Here is a 20,272-nt window from a genome sequence, read left to right on the forward strand (position 1 = left end):
TATTAATCACACAAACAAACATATTATGAAACTTATTAAACCATTTTTAATTGCTATCGCACTTTTAAGCACATCGCTTTATGCACAAGCTCAGCAATCACCAGATATACTTTTAGAGTCTGTTGCAGACACCCTTTTTGCCGATATAGGTAAGGTGAACAGCAAAGGTAATGCCAGTAAAAGTGAAATGTCGGGAATTGTTGAAAAACGTTTAATGCCACACATTGATATTAAGTTTGTGTCTTTTAAATTATTAGGTAAACACATTAAAGGCATTGAGCGCCAACAAGCGGTTGATTTTATTGACGCGGTTGAGCATTACTTGACTGGTACATATGCCGGTGCATTAATGAAATACACAGGCCAAAAAGTGGTCTTTGAGCACAATAATGCACAAAGCGACTCAGAATATGCCACGGTTAATACGCAAATTATAGAACCTAACGCCCCCACGATTGATCTAAGTTTTAAGTTACGCCTAGGTAAAGACAATCAATGGAAAGTGTACGACATTGTTGCTGAAGGTATTTCGCTTTTAAGTGCTAAGCAAAAAGAGATCATCCAGCGCATTTCAGATGTAGGCATTGACCAAGTAATTAGTGAGTTAAAGAATAAATAATTAATCTTTTTGTGTGAAAAAGATCAAGCCCAGTTCCAACCTAAAAAGCAGCCAAGTAATTAGTTACTTGGCTGCTTTTATATTTTTGAATATTCATCTACTTTGTTCTAGCGTGGCGATCTGGGTGTGCTAGAATATTGCCTCTTTGATTAAGCGTGGTGTCAGCTGAAAGCTGTTATAACCTGACCACTTACCTAAGCTACACTGGAGTTGTGTTGTTTTAATGGAAAATGTACTGATTTGGCCAAAGGAATATCCGTTACTTATTAAAGGCCTTGTAGAGCAAAACGGTGCCTTTATTTTAGATGCATTAGAAGCTTGGCCTGCTTGTCGTTCTACCAATGAAGACGATGGTGTGTGTACCACTGTTTTGCCCCCTATTTATTATTTGGCCTGGTTAACCCCGCTTGAGCCTTTTGAAGAGTGTTATTTCCAACATATTTGTGAATACGACGAAGATGCACAAGCGTATATTGGCGCAATGAAAACTCATTTTTACGATAATGAATATACCCCAGAAAGCTTAGTGCTTTTGTTGTGCCAACGTTTAGAAAAATACGCAAGTGTTGCTGCACAAAATGCCGTTGAAACACCGCTTTCATTATTAAGCTTATTTTTTAGCAAACGCTATTTTACACTGATTGAACATGCGTTAAATAATGGCAGTAAGCTCAGCGCTGTTGATGCGTTATCACTTTGGAAAGAAGTTGATTTTAGAGATCGCTTAAGTCACTTTATACCAGAGTCAATTGCTGATCTAGCCGTGTTAAGTGAACTTGCAAGTGACAAAGTAGCAATGGGTAAAGACTATTTTACTTTATTAAAACAAGTGTCGCCTGATGTTGATTCTGTTGTTTTACTTGAGCAAGCATTACTAACACATTTGCGTAAAAAAACGGCTAAGCAAACAATGGCTATGCGTTTTATTGAGCAAGGAGCAACAGGCACATTAGCTGATGAAAACGGTAAAACTGCATTTATGTGGGCGGCAGAGCGTGGTTTTGTAAACGTGGTGCAAACCTTATTACCTCAGCAAGATAAAAAAGCGTCAGATAGCTTGGGTAACACTGCATTGCATTATGCTGTGCTCTCTAAAAATGAATCGTTAATGGTGATGCTAATTAAAGCCGGGTTTGATTTTAGAGCGCGTAATAACGAGGGGCTAAGTTGTTATAGGTTGGCTGTGAGTATCAAAGCGCAAAATCTAGTTAAATGCCTAGAGCGTGACTTTGGTATTAAAGAGTTATCGCCAGATGGGCAGTTTGATCGCATTAAAAAAGTACATGTGTTACATGCTATTGTGACGTTATTATTGCCTTTGCAGTTATTTTTCTTTTTTGACGAAGCGCTGACTATAAAAAGTGAACTTACGCTTGGTTTAACTATGGTAACGGTGATTTGTTTTTTCTTTGCTATGAGCTTAAAACGCTGCGCTTTGTATCCGCATATAAAACACCCTTGGGGTTTATTTGTATTGAGGGGCTTTTCACTTTTGAGTTTATTAGCTCAGCTTGGTTTAGCGGGTATCGTGACCTTGGCCGCACTGAGTGAATTGGTGTAAGTAGCTTATATGCAATTAAGTAATGGTTAAAAGCGCGTTTACTAGATAGTAAACGCGCTTTTTTATTTTATTTATTAAATTCGTTTGCGGCTTTTTCGTCGGCTAAATCTTCTTTCAATTTGCGAATTTTTAAGCCTAACTCTTGCCCGCGGTGTCTTGCATAATAAGTACATCCAATAAACATGAATGATGCGAATAATAACTCTAGCAACACCCAAATTAGCTCATTAGGTGCAACCCAAAGCATGGTTAAGCCATGAATAAAATAAAGCATAACAACAAAGTTTGCCCAAGCGTAGGTATATGTACTGTCTTTAATAATACCTCTAAGTGGAAGCAATAGAGGAATAATAGGTACAAATAACGACATAATATCGAGTGGGCCTTCTTGAGGCGGTACAAAATACATCCACAATGGCATTAAAATAAGTAGGCCAACATAACCAATTAAAGCAGTTCGCTGAAATTTTACGGTTATTGGCTTTTTTGCAGGATGGGGCACTGTGTTCATTGAAGTTTACTCGCAATTTTTGTCAGGCGAATGCCAACGCTTTGGCATATTTTAATCTCGTCTTTACTTAACTGAGCACTATTGTTACTACCAGCAACATGCGTAGCACCATACGGAGTACCGCCAGTTTGTGTGCCTAATAATTCAGGCACATCGTAAGGTACACCAAGTAACATCATTCCGTGGTGAAGTAAGGGTAATGATAAATTAAGCAGTGTGGCCTCATTACCCCCATGCATACTGCTTGACGATGAAAATACACACGCAGGCTTATCAATTAGTTGACCCTTTAGCCATAGCTCGCTGGTGGTTTCCCAAAATGCTTTTGCCTGAGACGCCATCATACCAAATCGGGTAGGTGTACCAAAAGCCAAGCCATCACACTGTATAAGGTCATCTTTGGTAATAACAATGTCGTGTGGGTTTTTAGCTACAAACGTTCTTAGTAGGGCTGTTGCGCCTTGTTGCTCTATTGATTCAGCTATTTCATGGGCCATTGCTTCAACTGAGCCATGGCTCGAGTGGTAAAGTACCACTATGCTTGTGCTCATTATAAAACGCTTAATACGTTTTCTGGTGGGCGGCCAATAGCGGCTTTACCATTGTGCTCAACAATAGGGCGTTCAATTAATTTTGGATGCTCAACCATTGCTTTTATAAGCGTGGTTTCGTTTGTTTCATCTTTAAGGTTGAGTGTTTTGTACTCGGTTTCTTTTGTGCGCATTAAGTCACGAGCAGAGCTAAAACCAAGTTGATCTATCAATGTGCTTATTTGGTCATGAGTTAAAGGCGTTTTTAAGTACTCAACAACGGTGGGCTCTATTGACTTGCTTTGTAAAAGGGCAAGTGTTTCACGCGACTTTGAACAACGCGAATTATGATAAATAGTAACAGACATAAAAGTTTCCATAGTGTGAATTGCCTCTATTTTAGGGCAACAGCTTGCAGACTTAAAGCCTTGCAAGCTCTTTTTGTAAACGGCGGTACTGGGTAAGTAATGCCTTTAATCGCTGCTGTTTTATTAGCTCTGTTGATTCTACGAAGTTAAGCGCTTTTTGGATTTCATCAGCGGCTTTCATGTAGGCACCGTATTGCGATAGCACGTCAGCGTTTGCCTCGTGGTAGGCTGCCAATTTATCTTGTTTTTTGTAGGCGTCAGCAAGTAGCTCCTTACCTAAGCTGTGCTCTGGTTTTTCTAATAAAAAACCTTTAAGCACGTTTTCGGCAAGTTCGTATTGCTTAGCCTCTAGTGCTGCATTTGCATAGTTGAGCGTAATTACTTGATTGTTAGGACGGTAATTATGTAGTTCAGCTAAAAATAAAACGGCGTCGTCTGCTTTTTTTTGCGCTATGAGTAAATCAGTTTGCGTATCAATATAAAATAAATTTTTAGGGTCGTTTTTTAATAGCTTACTTAAAATAGAGTCTGCTTCGTCAAGTTTTTCTTGGTCTAGTAAGCTTAACGCTAAACCATAATTAAGGGCTGTATTACTGTAGCTGTTTTCACGAAGTAATTTTCTAAATAAGGCTTCAGCGTTTTCTGGTTTGTTGTCGTAACGCGCGAGTACTCTACTTTTAGCAAGGTTAAATTCAAGGCTTGCAGGTAGGCGGCGCATTGGATACTGCTCTGCACGAAGGCGCACGTCAGACACTCGGCTTTCTGGAAGAGGGTGAGTGAGTAAGAATGCAGGTGGCTTATACTTATAACGAATTTGTGCAGCCAGCTTAGTTAAGAAGTCGCTAGATGCACGTGCATCAAATCCTGCATTGTTAAGTGTTTGCATGCCAATTCGATCAGCTTCTTGTTCAGCAGAACGGCTGTGCGTTAATTGGCTAAAAGCAGATTGTGTTTGGCTTGCTGAAATAATGGCAATACCAGCGTCTGGGGCAACAATAGTCGCTAAAATACCGGCTATCATCCCCGCTATGGTCATTGCACTGTTATCTTGCTGTTGCTGGATCCTACGTGCTAAATGGCGCTGAGTAACGTGGGCGATTTCGTGACCAAGTACAGATGCAAACTGACTTTCGCTGTCGGCTTGTGCAATTAGCCCCGTGTGAACACCTACATGTCCGCCGTAAAAGGCAAATGCGTTAATATCTGAGTTATTGATCCAAAAAAATGAAAACGGAAAACGAACATCGTTTGCGTTTGCAACGAGCTTTCTGCCAATGGTGGTTAGGTATTCATCTAATACGGGGTCGTTAATAATTGGAGAACCGCCGCGAATTTGCATCATCATTACTTCCCCAATCGCTTGTTCTTTTTCGAGGGGGAGTACTTGTAATGCAGAAGTTCCTAAATCAGGAAGATTAAAATTAGTTTGCGCCTTTAATGGCTCACTTACTAAAAGGCTAAATGTAAGGACGGCACTGCATAAAGAGATAAAGGCTGATTTTAGCTGCATCTTATTCCTTGTTTATTGGCTCGCCAATGGCAATTTTGGCTATGTCTATTTCGTCACTGCTTGCACGGCTGTCTTTTTCGCACAATTGGTAGAGTTCTTTTATTGAGACTCCATCAACCTTTATTACGTTCAACTCTCGCTGTAAAAAAGTAATAATTTTATGAACAACTTTGTGTGAGTGCAAAATAAGGGCTTTATCGGCTTTATCACCGCGTTCAAAGTAAAAACCAATAAACTTATGTAATTGATTTAACCTTAATAGTACTTTCATTGAATGCGGATCCCACACTCTAAATTCCATAAAGCGGTTATCTTTTATGTATTGGTCAACAACAATATCTTTTGCGTAGGGCAGTGCCCACAGCTCAAAGCCTCGGTCTGTAAATACCTGATGTAACGCAATTCGCGGTTTATGCTTGGTGTGGATCTCACCTAAGTCGTCCTCAAAGCCGTCGAGTATGTCTAGATTCCAGTTACGTCTGTCTATAAGTTGTTTTACGGCGTTATCAAATCCATGCTCTAAAACACCTTCAGACTCGCTAACCGAAGAGGCAACTAAATGATAAAAAGGAGGAAGCTCCCCCCAATTTATTTGTTTTTTAAACCAATTAATCTCTTTGAGTGTTGGATTACTTGGTAGATGCGCTTTATTATGCGTGCGAGACATTAACCTGTCCTTACTGCTAACTATGTATTACAGAATAAACCATTGCAGGCGTTGTTTTAAGAAAAAGTTACATTTGTTGATGTTTTTAGACTATTAACACACAGCAATGCGACTTATTATTCATTTTAATAAATCGGTAAAGCGAGTATGTTACACCAAGATTTACGAAGTTATAGATGTCCTCAACAGTTTGTTCAGTTTAAATTAGGGCTACGTGAAGCATTATCTTCACAGCAAGCCATCACTTTTAGTGTAAATAGTGATGAGAGCATGGATGATATTGAGCGATATTTAAAAAAATATGCTTACAGTTACAACTTAGATAAACAACAAGGTTTATTATTAGTGGAGCCATTACGTGTTTGAATATATAAAAACATGGTACGAAAGAAAATTTTCTGATCCTCATTCGGTCACCTTATTATTTTTACTACTCGTTTCTGTTGCCTTACTTTACTTTTTTGGCTCGTTAATTGTGCCGGTTTTAGTGGCATTAGTTATTGCTTATTTACTTGATTGGCCCGTTGTTCACTTAGAGCGTCTTGGTTTACGCCGTTTTACTGCTACGGTGTTCGTAATGCTTATATTTACAGGTATTATGCTCACTTTAATTTTAGTGATTGGTCCTGTTCTTTGGAAACAAACCAGCAATTTAGTGCAAGAAACCCCTCATATGTTAGAGCAAGGCAAGTCATATTTGATTGCCTTACCAGAGCAATACCCAAGTTTAATTAATGCCGACCAAGTACAAGGGATTGTTGCTACAGTTGAGGCTAAAGTCATTGAGTTTGGCCAAGTGGTTTTATCGTTTTCGTTAACGTCGTTAAAAGATGTTGTAGCGTGGCTAATTTACCTAGTACTTGTGCCGTTGCTGGTGTTTTTTATGCTTAAAGACAAGCTGGAATTAACGGGCAGTGTGGCTAAATTAATTCCACAACAGCGTCGTTTAATATTGCAAGTATGGAACGAAATGAACCAGCAAATTATGAATTACATTCGCGGTAAAGTGTTTGAAATTTTAATTGTAGGCGGTGTTTCGTTCATTGCGTTTACTTTTTTAGACTTACGCTACGCGGCCTTGTTAGGCGTTTTGGTTGGGTTTTCTGTGTTAATTCCGTTCGTTGGTGCTGCGCTTGTGACTATTCCGGTTGCTGCCGTGGCGTTATTCCAGTTTGGATTAGAAACCCAGTTTTGGACGGTTTTAGTTATTTATGGAATTATTCAGGCACTTGATGGAAATGTGTTAGTCCCCTTATTGTTTTCAGAAGCCGTTGACTTGAACCCGGTATTTATTATTGTGGCTGTGTTATTTTTTGGTGGCTTGTGGGGCTTTTGGGGCGTGTTTTTTGCTATTCCTTTGGCCTCTTTGGTTAAAGCATTGATTACAGCGTGGTCTTCAACGCAAGAAGAGCTAAATAATCAACTGACAGAAGGTTAGTTCAAAAAGGCATAGAAAACGCACCGTCAGTACTAATTGATTATTACTCAATACGTCTAAAGCTATGTAATATTGGTAATAAGATATATCTTTTAGTAATAAGGTGCGTTTTTAGATGTCTGACTCTTTATTAAACTCTGAGCAAGTTTACCTTGATGCAAACGCAACAACGCCTGTGTTGCCATGCATAGCCGATGTGGTTTCTCATACAATGCAAATTTGTTTTGGTAACCCTTCAAGCCCTCATATTACGGGTATTCAGGCCAAGCATTTATTAGAACAAACCCGCAAAAACGCACGTACTGTGATTGGGGCAATAGAGGGAGATATTTTATTTACCTCTGGCGCGACCGAAGGCATTCAAACCGCTGTTGTATCTACGCTTATTAACGCTAAAAATCATAATATTGCTAAACCCGTATTACTTTACGGTGCCACTGAACACAAAGCGGTTCCTAACACATTAAAGCATTGGAATAGTGTATTGGGCATTCATGCTCAAGTTTTGGCTATTCCGGTGGATTATAATGGCATTTTAGACTTAGCATTTATCGCTGAGCATATACCTAATGCGCTAATGATATGCACCATGGCGGTTAATAACGAAACGGGAGTTTATCAAGATTTAGATGCCATTGAACAAACTATTCGCTCTGGTAATACGAAAGTGTCTTGGATGGTAGATTGTGTGCAAGCGCTTGGGAAAAAACAACTCGACCTGAGCGCCACCACAATAGATTACGCGCCTTTTTCAGGCCATAAACTTTATGCCCCTAAAGGTATTGGTTTTTTATATATTCGTTCTGGCAGTGCCTATACCCCGTTTATAGCGGGTGGAGGGCAAGAAAGCGGAATGCGCTCTGGCACCGAAAACTTACCTGGTATTGCCGGTTTAAATAAATTGTTTAGTTTATTGCTAGATAAGTCAGACACCACATTTAAATCAATCGATGTGCTAAGTAATTACCGAGCTCAAATAAAAAACGCTATTGAAGAAACATTTGATGAAGTAACGTTTAATCATAGCTTTGAACACTCGGTACCAACAACATTAAACTTTGCTGTAAATGAGTTAACAAGCAAAGAAGTGATTGATTTATTTGATGCCGCTGGTATTCGTGTCAGTGGAGGCTCTGCATGCAGCACGGGCTCTTCAACGAGTTTTGTGCTTGATGCGATGGGAGTTAACCAATGGCAGAGTGAAAATGCAATTAGGCTATCATTCGGTCCCGCTGCCACTGCCGCTGAAATAGCAAATGCGTGTGCATCTATACGTGCATTAAAAGCCATTTTACAGGCTAATTGTTTAATAGTATCTGATAGTACAGCACCTCAACAAGATGTGTGCGCGCTCGGTTTAACGCAGTTTAGGCACCAAGGAGCGTGTTGTTGGTTATATGTAAATGCTAATAAACAAGCAGTTATTATAGATCCTATTGTAGAGCTCATACCGCGTATAGAAAAAATAGCCAATACACAAAACCTGACTATTAAAGGAGTACTTAATACGCACGTTCATCAAGAGCGAAGTTGTGCTGTAACTTTATTACGCAGTGTATTAGCAAGTCGATGCGACGAGATTGCAGTAGATAAACTAGGTTGGCCGAAAAATGCAGCTAATATCGACCTAAATAACGAACGACTAGAAAAAATAGCCACACCGGGGCACAGTGAAGACAGTGTAAGTTATGTTTTAAAAAGTGAAGATAACCACATTAATTATTGCTTTTGTGGTGATCTAATATTACCCGGTGGCTTGGGTAACACTTCTTTAGCTGGTGGCAATGCCAAGGCTATGGCTTATTCTATTTTAGCACTTGCTGAGCAATTAGATGAAACGAGTGTGATATGTTCAGGGCACGATTATTTGCAATGCTTTGCAATGAACTGGGCCGCAGAGCAACAACAAACACCTTTATTAAACCGATTAATAAATCGCCAAATTAGTATTGATGAATTTGTAATTAAAAAACAGCTTAATGATGAGGCAAAAGAAAAATCAAGGTTACAATTATGTGGTTATGTTACTGCGTTGCCTGAGTTAAATATTCAGCAATTAAATTTTGATAGTGCAAAAGCCATGCTCAGTGATAATGACACTTATTTGATTGATACCAGAGAGCCTTACGAACATGGTGCACATAATGTATCGCAACTTTTTCACACTAGCGAAACAAAAACACTTAACATACCGCTTAGTCGTATGGCTAACGCGTTGATGGAAGGTCAGCTAAGTAAACGCGGTAAATACATATTGTTGTGTCGTAGCGGTAATCGCTCAAGGCTTGCTGCTGCTAACCTAATGCAGCTAGGGTATCGAACAGTGTATAATTTAGAAGGTGGTTTGGCATTGAGCCTTTAAAATACAATACTTATAAGGTTTGCATAAAATCGGCTTCAGTAGCCGATTTTTTATTTATTCACATAAATGTCATAATTATTAAAAAAGTACTGAACGTTTAGTAAAATTCACGAATACACCAACTTAACCGATTAAGCTTTGTGGGTGCCTTTGAAATTGCGGGGAAAATAATTTGCAAAATATTTATGATACCGGTGTCAAAAGGTGAAAATTGGGTTATCATCTGCGTATAAAATAGTTAAAGCAGCGCTTATTTTTCGTTTATGGCTACACTATTGGCATTTTATTTTAGTGTATTTAGAACGTGTTAAGCAGTTTTACAACATAAAAAGAATATATAAATCAACCGGTTAAATTTTTTAGAGGATTTTTAAATGTCGAACCGAACGCAATTAGCAAGTTGGCAAGCCCTTGAACAAAGTGCTGCTAAGATGAAACAAACACATCTTAAAACGTTATTTGCACAAGACGGTGGCCGCTTTTCTCAGTTTTCAACTCAGATCCCTGGTGTTTTATTCGACTACTCTAAACAATTAATTGATAACGATGTTTTTGCTAATTTAGTGTCACTTGCTAAAGAGTGCGAAATTGCTTCTTGGCGAGATAAAATGTTCAGCGGCGAGAGAATTAACATCACCGAAGAGCGCTCTGTTTTGCATACTGCATTGCGTAACCGTGCGCATACTCCATTAATTGTTGATGGAGAAAATATAACGCAAGCGGTTGATAACGAGCTTGCTAAAATTAAAGTATTTGTTGAAAAAGTGCGAAGCGGCCAGTGGCTTGGTTATACGGGCAAAGCGGTAAAAGACGTTGTTAGTATTGGGGTAGGCGGGTCGAACCTAGGTCCTCAAATGGCAACTGAAGCATTAAAAGCATTCGCAGATGACACTTTAAAAGTGCACTACGTATCAAATGCCGATGGTGTACAAATTGCTTCGGTACTTAAAAATATTGATCCCGAAACAACATTATTTGTTATTTCGTCAAAAACATTTACTACATCAGAAACTATGACGAACGCTAAAACAGCGGTGGATTGGTTTTTAGAAACAACAAAAGATGAAAGCACAATTGCGAAACACTTTGTTGCAGTAAGTACAAATTTAGAAAAAACAGCTGCCTTTGGCATTGCTGATGAAAACGTATTCACTATGTGGGATTGGGTTGGTGGTCGCTTTTCATTATGGAGTGCGATAGGCTTACCCATTGCGTTGTACCTAGGCTATGATGCATTTGAAGATATACTAACAGGTGCTTTTGAAGTTGATGAACACTTTAAAAATGCGCCGCTTGAGCAGAATATTCCTTTAATAATGGCTTTGTTAAGCGTGTGGAATACCAGCTTTTTAGGGTACACGTCGCAAGCTATTTTACCTTACGACCAATCTCTTCACATGTTACCTGCGTATTTACAACAAGGTGAGATGGAAAGTAACGGTAAGCATGTTAACTTTGCAGGCGAAACAGTACCGTATACCACGGTTCCAATAATTTGGGGTATGACTGGCATTAACGGTCAGCACGCGTTTTATCAATGCCTGCACCAAGGCAACGTGATTGTTCCTGCGGACTTTATCGCATCTGTAAAACCACAAATACATGTTGATAAGCATCATGACATTTTATTATCAAACTTTTTTGCTCAAACGGAAGCAATGATGAGTGGTGTTGATGCAGAACAAGTTACAGCCGATTTAACGGCTAAAGGTAAATCGCAGGCGCAAATTGATGAATTACTAAATCACAAAATTCATCAAGGAAACCGCCCAACAACATCAATGCTGCTAGACACAGTAGATGCTAAAACGGTAGGGCGTTTAATTGCGTTATATGAACACAAGATTTTTTGCCAAGGCATAATATTAGACATTTGCTCATTTGATCAGTGGGGTGTTGAACTTGGTAAAGGGTTGGCATCTAAGATTGAAAGTGAGCTGACCGATGATAATGTAAATCACGATCACGATAGCTCAACAAGTGGATTAATGGCGTACTACAAGCAACATCGTACGCAGTAAAGATTTAGCCTACGTAATAGTAGGTAAACCGAGTACCTTTGAACGGGTAGCGCTGGAGTGCTTAGGGTCTGTATTTTTGTGAGAGGAGATACAGAATCCTAAGGCTCATTTAAAAAAGCGTAGATGATAAAAAAACAATAATACATCATCAATAAAGAACAATTCAGCAGGCTTTTTTAACACATTATAAAAGCTATCATAATCCAAGTAATAAACAGGCATACCCACGAGCTTATTTTAGGACGGGGTATCACAACGTAGAGAGTAACTATGCTTAATCCTTTTGATATCATAATTTTTGGGGGCGGTGGTGATCTTGCGTTACGCAAATTACTACCTGCAATGTATCGAGCATATCAAGAAGGGAATTTACCTGAAGGCTCACGCATCCTGCCAACAGTTCGTGAAGAAAGCAAACGTGCTGAATACATAGAAACAGCGCATAAAGCACTCCAAGAGTTTTTAAGTAAAGGTGAATTTAACGCCAAAGATTGGAAAGCATTTTCAAATTATTTAGTGCCAGTGGTGAGTAATGTTACTGAAGCTGACGATAACTGGGATGTGCTTAAAGGTATTTTAGATGAGCACGATAGCACTAAATCTCGTGTGTTTTATTTATCTTTACCACCAGCCGTTTATGGCAAGTGCTGTGAAATTCTCTCTATAAAAGATTTGATTACGCCAACATCGCGTGTAGTTGTTGAAAAACCAATTGGTTACTGTGGGGAATCTGCAGAAGTAATAAACGCTAAAATTGCTGAGTTTTTTGAAGAAGACCAAATCTTCCGTATAGACCATTACTTAGGTAAAGAAACTGTACAGAACTTAATGGCACTGCGTTTTTCAAACTCATTATTTGAAAATATGTGGGATGCTAAGTCGATTGATAATATCCAAATTAGCCTTTCAGAAACAGTAGGTCTTGAAAGCAGAGCAGGGTTTTATGACAAAGCCGGCGCACTTCGTGACATGGTTCAAAATCACTTGCTACAGCTTTTATGCCTTGTTGCAATGGAAGCGCCTAATAAGCTTAACGCTAATAGCATTCGTAATGAAAAACTAAAGGTGCTAGAAGCACTTCGACCACTTATTGACTCTGACGTTGATAGTAATATTGTGCGTGGCCAATATGTACCAGGGGATTTAAACGGTAAAATTGTACCTGGTTACTTGGAAGAGTTAAACGAGGGCGCTAGTAAAACAGAGACCTTTGTTGCTATACGTGCACACATAGATAATTGGCGTTGGGCTGGCGTACCATTTTACCTCCGTACAGGTAAACGTATGGCAAAACGCTGTGCTGAAATTGTGGTTGAGTACAAAAAAGTATCGCACAATATTTATGAAGAAAATGTTGGCAACATAGAACCAAACCGCTTAGTTATTCGCCTTCAGCCAGAAGAAACGATTCAGCTAACGCTTATGTCAAAGCGCTTAGATAACCTTGAAATGCAATTAGAGCCGGTAACTATGAACATTGAGTTATCACAAGCTTACAGCAATGGTTTTCATTCTGATGCATACAAACGTCTAATGCTTGATGCGGCTGCGAATAACCCATCGTTGTTTATTCATCGTGATGAAGTTCGCCAAGCATGGAAATGGATTGATCCGATAGTTGAACGTTGGCAAGAAAAAGGCAAGCCTGCACTTTACCGTGCTGGTACGTGGGGTCCAGATGATGCCGATGAGTTATTAGCAGAGAACAACCACCTGTGGTTTAACACAGGTGATAAGGCATAATTATGGCTAAATTAGTTGAAAAATTTTTTGATGATAAAGATGCACTAACAAAAGAGTTATCGGCAACTTTAGAGCAATCATTATTAGATGGCATTAAAGACGATGGTCGCGCTGTACTGATGGTATCGGGTGGTTCATCACCTGCTGCAGCATATAAGCATTTATCAACCCTTGATTTAGATTGGCAAAACGTTGATGTAGCCATGGTTGATGAACGCTGGGTTGAGCCAAATCACGAAAAAAGTAATGAAGCATTTATTAAAAGTACGTTGTTGCAAAACTTTGGTAATGCAGCCAACTTTATAACAATGAAAAACGACGCTTCTACTGCACAGCAAGGTGCTGAAAAGTGTGAAGCCGCATACAGTGCGCTGAAAACGCCTTACGATGTAACTATTTTAGGTATGGGGCCAGATGGTCACACTGCGTCTTTATTCCCTCATGCAGATGGGTTAGAGCATGGTTTAACAACCACTCAAACGGTTTGTGCGATTAACGCAATTCAAAGTGACGTAACGGGTAGTATTACCGAGCGAATGACGCTTACTCTAAATGCAATAGCCAACTCTAAAGTGGTTAAACTACTTATCAGCGGCGATGAAAAGCTTGCTGTGTACAAGCAGGCTAAAGCTGGTGGTGATGTTAACGATATGCCACTGCGTGCAGTACTTAATCATCCGAGCATCAATATCGAAGTTTATTGGGCCCCATAATTTAAGTAAATTTGCATTGCTTACCCCATTTTATAAAGGCAGCTAAATTAGCTGCCTTTTTATTTGCCTAAATATTCTTCACTATGAGCGTGGTTGTAGACAGAAGTCTGTTAACTTTTGTAAATAAGCCACCTCCCTTTGTATGCTAAATAACCGTGTAACGCTTTATTTTTAAGCATGTTTTAAAATTATTACTTGTATGTTTTTTGACAACATGCAGATTTATTTAAATTTTATTTTTAGATGGCTTGTGTCATAAAACTTTCCCTTCCTTTTTTACCTCAAAAGCATTAGCCTTAAGGCATTAACAATGAAACTTATAAATTTAAAAACGGAGCAGTAACATGGCGGAGCAACAAGTACAGCCTTTACACAACGAAAAACATGCCAACATTAAAATTCAAAACGGCATCAATGTAGATTTCATGAAAACTCAACATTTAGTGCCTGTAGTTGCACATGAGTTTGCACGCGTAGCAAATGAATTTCCTATGTCGTTTGTTAAAAATAACGAAGCAGGTACTTTCCAAGCAGTTGCAATGTTTGGTTTAGAGCCAGGCGAGAACTTATTTGTTGAAGGCGATAAGTGGACAGCTTCTTTTGCACCAATGGCCTCTACACGTTACCCACTTGGTTTAGTTAAACACCCAGAACAAGACCAATTTGGTATTGTTATTGATGAAGCAAGCCCGCTTGTAAGTGAAACAGATGGCAATGCATTATTTGAAAATGGTGAAGAAACAGATTACTTAAAGCGTCGCAAAGAGTCGCTAGTGTCTTTCATTGAGTTTTCTCAGGTAACCGATGCATTCACTAAATTTCTTGCTGATAAAGAGCTACTCATTGCTCAAACGTTAACAGTAGACATTAAAGGCGAGAAAAAAGACATCAACGGTATCTACCTTATCGACGAGAAAAAACTAAATGAGCTAAGCGATGAAGACTTCTTAGAACTTCGTAAGCGCGGTTATTTAGCACCAATTTATTCTTTCTTAACGTCTACTCACCAAGTAGCACGTTTAGCGCGTTTAAAAGCTAAACAAGCTTAATTTTAAACACGTTAATAATAAAAAGCGCCTTAAGGCGCTTTTTTTATGTCTTTAAACTTACTTTAGTTGAAATTTGCTTTTTAACCGTTCACATTAGTTTTAATACTTTGATGAGAAAGGCAGTCATGAAAAAAATAATCTTATTATCTATTTTAGCCAGTGCATGTATAGGATTTACTCACAGTGCATTAAGTAAAGAATCTCCGCTTGCCATTGCAATTCATGGTGGCGCAGGAACAATTGATAAAGCAAAGTTTACCCCCGAACAAGAAAAAGCTTATCGTGCTAAATTATCTGAGGCCGTTGAGGCAGGTTACAGCGTACTAGACAAAGGCGGGGAAAGCTTAGATGCGGTGACTGCTGCAATTACAGTATTAGAGCAGTCTGAGTTTTTTAATGCCGGACGCGGCGCAGTATATACATACAATGGTGGGCACGAGCTTGACGCGTCAATTATGGACGGACGTAACCGTCAAGCAGGGGCTGTTGCAGGTGTAAAACATGTAGAAAGCCCAATTAAGCTTGCCCGTTTAGTTATGGATAACTCAGTGCACGTTATGCTCAGTGGTCAAGGTGCTGAGGAGTTTGCAAAAGAGCAAGGTATTGAACTTATCGAAAATAATTTATTTGATACCAAACACCGTTACGATGCACTGCTTAAAGCAAAAGAAAAGCTTGATAAAGCCAAGGCAACAAGTAAATCATATCAAGCCGCGCACAATGCGCTTCCTAATAACTTTAAAATGGGCACCGTTGGCGCTGTTGCCCTTGATAAAAATGGTAACTTAGCCGCTGGTACATCAACCGGTGGAATGACTGCAAAGCGTTATGGTCGTGTTGGTGATGCACCCGTTATAGGTGCAGGTACGTTTGCTGAAAATGAATCATGCGCGGTATCGGCGACCGGCCACGGTGAATATTTTATTCGCTACAATGTGGCAAGTGATATTTGCGCTCGTGTTAAATACCAAGGCAGTACAATCGCGCAAGCCGGTGATGAAGTAATAAACAAAGTATTAAAGCCAATAGGTGGCACAGGCGGTGTGATTATTATCGACACGCAAGGCAACATTAGCTTACCGTTTAATACGTCGGGGATGTATCGCGCAAGTAAATCGAATACGCAAGCAACTTATGTAGGCATTTTTAAAGGAGAATAGAAATATAGCCTTGTACATGTGATTAAATGTCAAACAACTGAGCGTTTAATGATTTGTAGGATTAACCCCAGCCGTTAATTTTGATACAATTATGGCTCTTTAACATATTTTATAAGGTATGCGGGTGGTTAACCTAGGTCAGTTGTTTGGCGAGCTAAAAACGTGCTTAAAAAAAGATCAATTCATCTTTAAAAAACGCCTTCACGGCGCTAAAAAAATCGTCGACGAGACTAAACAAGCCAATGCGCTTGAAAAAATTGCCGCAGATATAACCCGCAGCCAACAATCAAAAGAAAAACGCTTAGCAAATTTGCCACAGGTAACATACCCAGAACAGCTGCCTGTAAGCCAAAAAAAACAAGCCATTAAAGACGCGATAGCAAATAATCAAGTTGTTATTATTGCTGGTGAAACAGGATCGGGAAAAACGACACAAATACCTAAAATGTGTTTAGAGCTTGGCCGCGGCGTTGATGGTTTTATTGGCCACACGCAACCGCGTAGGTTAGCCGCTCGCACCGTTGCAAACCGTATTGCCGATGAGATGAAGTGTGAACTAGGTCAACAAGTGGGTTTTAAAATCCGTTTTAGCGATCAGGTTTCTAACAATACATACATTAAACTGATGACTGACGGTATTTTACTTGCCGAAATTCAGCAAGATCGTTTTTTAAATCAATACGACACTATCATTATTGATGAGGCCCACGAGCGTAGTTTAAACATTGACTTTATTTTAGGGTACTTAAAAAACTTGCTGCCTAAGCGCCCTGATTTAAAAATTATTATTACTTCAGCAACCATTGACCCAGAGCGTTTTTCTAAACATTTTAACGATGCGCCAATTATAGAGGTATCGGGTCGTACTTTCCCCGTTGATGTTCGCTACAACCCAATTAGCGATATTAAAAAAGACGATATGGAAGCCGAAGGCGACCAGTTACAAGGTATTTTTGATGCAGTTGATGAGCTATGTGCAGAAGGCCCCGGCGACATACTCATATTTTTAAACGGTGAACGTGAAATTCGCGACACTGCAGATGCGTTGAGCAAACGTAATCTTAAGCACACCGATGTATTACCGCTGTACTCGCGTTTATCAAATGCAGAGCAAAACAGAATATTTGCGCCGCACTCTCGCCGTCACATTATTTTATCGACTAACGTGGCTGAAACGTCACTGACCGTGCCAGGCATTCGCTATGTAATAGACCCAGGGACTGCGCGCATTAGCCGCTATAGTTACCGCACAAAAGTACAGCGTTTACCCATAGAGCCTATTTCACAAGCAAGTGCTAATCAGCGGATGGGCCGTTGTGGGCGTGTTGAAGCGGGTATTTGTATCCGTTTATATTCAGAGGATGATTTTTTATCTCGCCCTGAATTTACCGACCCTGAAATACTGCGTACAAACTTAGCCTCTGTTATTTTACAAATGCTTGCTTTGGGCTTGGGCGACATGGCGCAATTTCCATTTGTTCAAGCGCCAGACAGTAGAAATATCAGCGATGGCTTAACTCTGCTTGAGGAGTTACAAGCAGTAAAGTCGGCTAAGCGTGATAATAAAACCGCGTTAACGCAATCGGGTAGAGAGTTAAGCCGATTACCCGTTGATCCGCGTTTAGCTAAAATGGTTTTAACAGCGCATAAGCTAGGTGCACTGCGTGAAGTTATTATTATTGTGGCTGCTTTATCCATTCAGGACCCACGTGAACGCCCTCAAGAAAAGCGCGCGGCAGCGAATGAAAAACACGGTCGCTTTGATGATCCAGATTCAGACTTTATTGCCTTTTTAAATTTATGGAATTACTTAGAAGAGCAACAAAGTGAGCTGACAAATAGTCAGTTTAGAAAGTTATGCCAAAAAGATTTTTTAGCTTATATGCGGCTGCGTGAATGGCAAGATATTGTTTATCAAATAAGTATTGTGTGTAACGAAATGGGCATGAAGGCATCCAGTGATGCTGCTGATGGCGAAGCAGTACATAAAGCCTTACTAAGCGGTATGCTTAGCCATATTGGTTTTAAAGACGAAAAACAAGCTTATAAAGGTGCGCGTAATAGTCAGTTTCATATTTTTCCGGGTTCGGGTTTATTTAAAAAAGCGCCTAAATGGATTATGTCAGCAGAGCTTGTTGAAACGAGTAAATTGTATGCGCGCACTAATGCAAAAATCGATATCAATTGGGTTGAATCCTTAGCCCAACACCTGGTAAAACGCAGCTATTCTGAGCCCCATTGGGAGAAAAAACCTGGAGCTGTTATTGCCTTTGAGCAACAAACTTTATACGGATTGTTAGTTGTTAATAAACGCCGCTGTGTTTATAGCAATATAGACCCTAAGGTTAGCCGAGAGCTGTTTGTGCGAACTGCACTGGTTGAACAAGAACTTGGTTTAAACGAGCGTTTTTTACAGTTTAATCGTGAGTTAATTGAAGATATACAAGTCCTTGAAAACAAGTCGCGCCGCCGTGATATTTTAGTTGATGAACAAACCTTATTTGAGTTTTACGATAAAAAAATACCAAAAGAAATTAATAATCGAGCCGCTTTTTTAAAGTGGTATAAAACCCAAAAACAACAAAACAAACACTTTCTACACATGACTCGGGATGAGTTAATGCGCCATGGCGCAAACAGTATTACAGAATTTGATTATCCAGATACGTGGCAGCAAGATAATTTAATATTACCGCTTACGTATCACTTTGACCCAGGTCAAGCGGTTGATGGTGTTGCTGTACAAATCCCTGTTGCATTATTAAACCAAGTGCAAGAAACCGGCTTTGATTGGCATATTCCTGCCTTCAGGCACGAATTAATAAGTGGTTTGATTAAATCACTGCCAAAGTCACTTCGTCGTAACTTTGTACCGGCTCCCAATTATGCAGACGCTGTACTTGCAGCGGTAGAGCCAATGCAAGGCACTTTACTTGACGCACTAACCATACGCTTATTGCGAATGACTGGTGTGCGCGTTGACCCTGAGGCGTGGGATTTAACATCACTTGCTCCTCATCTACGTTTACAATTTGAGGTGCGCGATGAGAACAATAAATTACTGGCTCGCGGTTTAGACCTTACGAAGCTCAAAGCAGAGCTTCAAGGAGAGGTAACCGAAACACTTTCAAAAGTAGCTGATGATGGCATTGAAAAAGCAGACCTAACACAATGGAACTTTGGTGAACTGCCTAAGTCTTACGTTAAAAAGCAAGGCCAGTATGAAATAAAAGCGTACCCAGCGCTGGTGGATAAAAAATCAAGTGCTGCGGTTGAGCTATTTGATAACGAAATAAAAGCACAGGTTGCTCACCAACAAGGTCTTCGCCGATTGGTACTATTAAACGTGCCTTCACCAATTAAATATTTACAACAGAATCTACCTAATAAGGCTAAGTTGGGATTGTACTTTAATCCATTTGGAAAAATAGCTGACTTAATTAACGATTGCATTGCTGCCGGCGTTGATAGTTTGTTACTTAAGTATGGTGACATTAGAACAAGCGCTGAGTTTGAAAACGTTAAAGAAGAGATACGTGGCGAGCTAGGTGATGCCGTAGTCGACATAGCAATACATGTTGAACAAGTTCTCAGTATTGCACATGCGCTGCATAAAAAAATGAAAGGGCGGGTTGATTTAACCATGATCACCGCTCATGGCGATATTAAATCGCAACTTGAGTCGTTAATTTTTAAAGGGTTTGTTAGTCAACATGGCGCGACTAAACTCACTGATTTAATTCGTTACTTAAAGGCGATTCAAAAGCGATTAGAAAAACTTCCGGTTGATCCTAATAGAGACAGGTTGTGTGTACTTGAGCTTGATAAAGTGGCCACTGAATATAAAAAACTAACGAATAAAATACCCAAAGGTATGCCGATACCCAGCGACATAGAAGCGATATTTTGGATGCAACAAGAGTTTAGAGTCTCATTATTTGCACAAACGTTAGGAACGCCTTACCCTATTTCGTCTAAACGAATTTTAAATGCTATAAAAGAAATAGAATAATGCTTGCA

At 39.6% G+C, this 20,272-nt stretch carries 16 protein-coding genes; 11 read left to right on the plus strand and 5 right to left on the minus strand.

Annotated elements, in window-relative coordinates; genetic code table 11:
* Positions 1-25: 25 nt before the first annotated feature.
* Both AC27I2_RS04680 and AC27I2_RS04685 read left to right on the plus strand, forming a co-directional pair.
* Positions 26-619: an MlaC/ttg2D family ABC transporter substrate-binding protein gene (locus AC27I2_RS04680; protein WP_058552714.1), complete on the plus strand. Its 594-nt coding sequence runs from the start codon at positions 26-28 to the stop codon at positions 617-619.
* Positions 620-842: 223 nt separating this feature from the next.
* The gene (locus tag AC27I2_RS04685) at positions 843-2,180 is read left to right on the plus strand and encodes an ankyrin repeat domain-containing protein (protein WP_058404149.1); all 1,338 of its coding nucleotides are present in this window, start codon (positions 843-845) and stop codon (positions 2,178-2,180) included.
* A gap of 67 nt (positions 2,181-2,247) precedes the next feature.
* On the opposite strand, the gene AC27I2_RS04690 is transcribed toward AC27I2_RS04685, so the two are convergent.
* Genes AC27I2_RS04690 through AC27I2_RS04710 form a run of 5 tightly spaced genes read right to left on the minus strand, consistent with a single transcriptional unit; the run spans position 2,248 to position 5,766 of the window.
* The gene (locus tag AC27I2_RS04690) at positions 2,248-2,691 is read right to left on the minus strand and encodes a DUF2069 domain-containing protein (RefSeq protein ID WP_487203572.1); all 444 of its coding nucleotides are present in this window, start codon (positions 2,689-2,691) and stop codon (positions 2,248-2,250) included.
* Positions 2,688-3,242 carry an NAD(P)H:quinone oxidoreductase gene (wrbA, locus tag AC27I2_RS04695; RefSeq protein ID WP_487203573.1) on the minus strand — a complete coding sequence of 185 codons (555 nt, stop codon included), beginning with the start codon at positions 3,240-3,242 and terminating at the stop codon, positions 2,688-2,690. Before wrbA ends, AC27I2_RS04690 begins: the two co-directional genes overlap by 4 nt.
* The gene (arsC, locus tag AC27I2_RS04700) at positions 3,242-3,589 is read right to left on the minus strand and encodes an arsenate reductase (glutaredoxin) (RefSeq protein WP_487203574.1); all 348 of its coding nucleotides are present in this window, start codon (positions 3,587-3,589) and stop codon (positions 3,242-3,244) included. The genes wrbA and arsC overlap by 1 nt, the downstream gene beginning before the upstream one ends.
* A gap of 52 nt (positions 3,590-3,641) precedes the next feature.
* Positions 3,642-5,099 (minus strand): beta-barrel assembly-enhancing protease, encoded by a 1,458-nt coding sequence (bepA, locus tag AC27I2_RS04705; protein ID WP_487203575.1) that lies wholly within the window; start codon positions 5,097-5,099, stop codon positions 3,642-3,644.
* A 1-nt stretch (position 5,100) separates the two neighbouring features.
* Positions 5,101-5,766, minus strand: a complete 666-nt coding sequence (locus tag AC27I2_RS04710) for a hypothetical protein (RefSeq protein WP_138530907.1) — start codon at positions 5,764-5,766, stop codon at positions 5,101-5,103.
* Between the two features lie 147 nt (positions 5,767-5,913).
* Between AC27I2_RS04710 and AC27I2_RS04715 the strand changes: the two genes are divergently transcribed.
* The 9 genes from AC27I2_RS04715 (at position 5,914) to hrpA (ending at position 20,264) form a co-directional block, all read left to right on the plus strand.
* Positions 5,914-6,132 carry a sulfurtransferase TusA family protein gene (locus tag AC27I2_RS04715; protein WP_487203576.1) on the plus strand — a complete coding sequence of 73 codons (219 nt, stop codon included), beginning with the start codon at positions 5,914-5,916 and terminating at the stop codon, positions 6,130-6,132.
* On the plus strand, positions 6,125-7,204 hold the full coding sequence (locus tag AC27I2_RS04720) for an AI-2E family transporter (RefSeq protein ID WP_487203577.1): 1,080 nt from the start codon (positions 6,125-6,127) through the stop codon (positions 7,202-7,204). The genes AC27I2_RS04715 and AC27I2_RS04720 overlap by 8 nt, the downstream gene beginning before the upstream one ends.
* Positions 7,205-7,319: 115 nt before the next feature.
* The gene (locus AC27I2_RS04725) at positions 7,320-9,566 is read left to right on the plus strand and encodes an aminotransferase class V-fold PLP-dependent enzyme (RefSeq protein ID WP_487203578.1); all 2,247 of its coding nucleotides are present in this window, start codon (positions 7,320-7,322) and stop codon (positions 9,564-9,566) included.
* Between the two features lie 374 nt (positions 9,567-9,940).
* Positions 9,941-11,587 (plus strand): glucose-6-phosphate isomerase, encoded by a 1,647-nt coding sequence (gene pgi, locus AC27I2_RS04730; protein WP_487203579.1) that lies wholly within the window; start codon positions 9,941-9,943, stop codon positions 11,585-11,587.
* Between the two features lie 270 nt (positions 11,588-11,857).
* Positions 11,858-13,330 carry a glucose-6-phosphate dehydrogenase gene (gene zwf / locus AC27I2_RS04735; protein ID WP_487203580.1) on the plus strand — a complete coding sequence of 491 codons (1,473 nt, stop codon included), beginning with the start codon at positions 11,858-11,860 and terminating at the stop codon, positions 13,328-13,330.
* 2 nt (positions 13,331-13,332) lie between these two features.
* Positions 13,333-14,043 carry a 6-phosphogluconolactonase gene (gene pgl / locus AC27I2_RS04740; RefSeq protein WP_487203581.1) on the plus strand — a complete coding sequence of 237 codons (711 nt, stop codon included), beginning with the start codon at positions 13,333-13,335 and terminating at the stop codon, positions 14,041-14,043.
* 344 nt (positions 14,044-14,387) lie between these two features.
* Entirely contained in the window at positions 14,388-15,092 is a 705-nt protein-coding gene (locus tag AC27I2_RS04745) for a SapC family protein (RefSeq protein WP_487203582.1), read from the plus strand.
* Positions 15,093-15,217: 125 nt separating this feature from the next.
* The gene (locus AC27I2_RS04750) at positions 15,218-16,252 is read left to right on the plus strand and encodes an isoaspartyl peptidase/L-asparaginase family protein (RefSeq protein WP_487203583.1); all 1,035 of its coding nucleotides are present in this window, start codon (positions 15,218-15,220) and stop codon (positions 16,250-16,252) included.
* 124 nt (positions 16,253-16,376) lie between these two features.
* Positions 16,377-20,264 (plus strand): ATP-dependent RNA helicase HrpA, encoded by a 3,888-nt coding sequence (gene hrpA / locus AC27I2_RS04755; RefSeq protein WP_487203584.1) that lies wholly within the window; start codon positions 16,377-16,379, stop codon positions 20,262-20,264.
* The last annotated feature ends 8 nt before the right edge of the window (positions 20,265-20,272 follow it).

It is taken from the genome of Pseudoalteromonas sp. NH0006-46, assembly GCF_057547735.1.

Coding starts and splice junctions, on each gene's coding strand:
- wrbA (WP_487203573.1), bottom strand. CDS start 3,242: ATGAGCACAAGCATAGTGGTACTTTACCACTCGAGCCATGGCTCAGTT.
- zwf (WP_487203580.1), top strand. CDS start 11,858: ATGCTTAATCCTTTTGATATCATAATTTTTGGGGGCGGTGGTGATCTT.
- AC27I2_RS04715 (WP_487203576.1), top strand. CDS start 5,914: ATGTTACACCAAGATTTACGAAGTTATAGATGTCCTCAACAGTTTGTT.
- AC27I2_RS04750 (WP_487203583.1), top strand. CDS start 15,218: ATGAAAAAAATAATCTTATTATCTATTTTAGCCAGTGCATGTATAGGA.
- AC27I2_RS04745 (WP_487203582.1), top strand. CDS start 14,388: ATGGCGGAGCAACAAGTACAGCCTTTACACAACGAAAAACATGCCAAC.
- AC27I2_RS04685 (WP_058404149.1), top strand. CDS start 843: ATGGAAAATGTACTGATTTGGCCAAAGGAATATCCGTTACTTATTAAA.
- AC27I2_RS04710 (WP_138530907.1), bottom strand. CDS start 5,766: ATGTCTCGCACGCATAATAAAGCGCATCTACCAAGTAATCCAACACTC.
- bepA (WP_487203575.1), bottom strand. CDS start 5,099: ATGCAGCTAAAATCAGCCTTTATCTCTTTATGCAGTGCCGTCCTTACA.
- pgi (WP_487203579.1), top strand. CDS start 9,941: ATGTCGAACCGAACGCAATTAGCAAGTTGGCAAGCCCTTGAACAAAGT.
- AC27I2_RS04690 (WP_487203572.1), bottom strand. CDS start 2,691: ATGAACACAGTGCCCCATCCTGCAAAAAAGCCAATAACCGTAAAATTT.
- arsC (WP_487203574.1), bottom strand. CDS start 3,589: ATGTCTGTTACTATTTATCATAATTCGCGTTGTTCAAAGTCGCGTGAA.
- AC27I2_RS04680 (WP_058552714.1), top strand. CDS start 26: ATGAAACTTATTAAACCATTTTTAATTGCTATCGCACTTTTAAGCACA.
- pgl (WP_487203581.1), top strand. CDS start 13,333: ATGGCTAAATTAGTTGAAAAATTTTTTGATGATAAAGATGCACTAACA.
- AC27I2_RS04725 (WP_487203578.1), top strand. CDS start 7,320: ATGTCTGACTCTTTATTAAACTCTGAGCAAGTTTACCTTGATGCAAAC.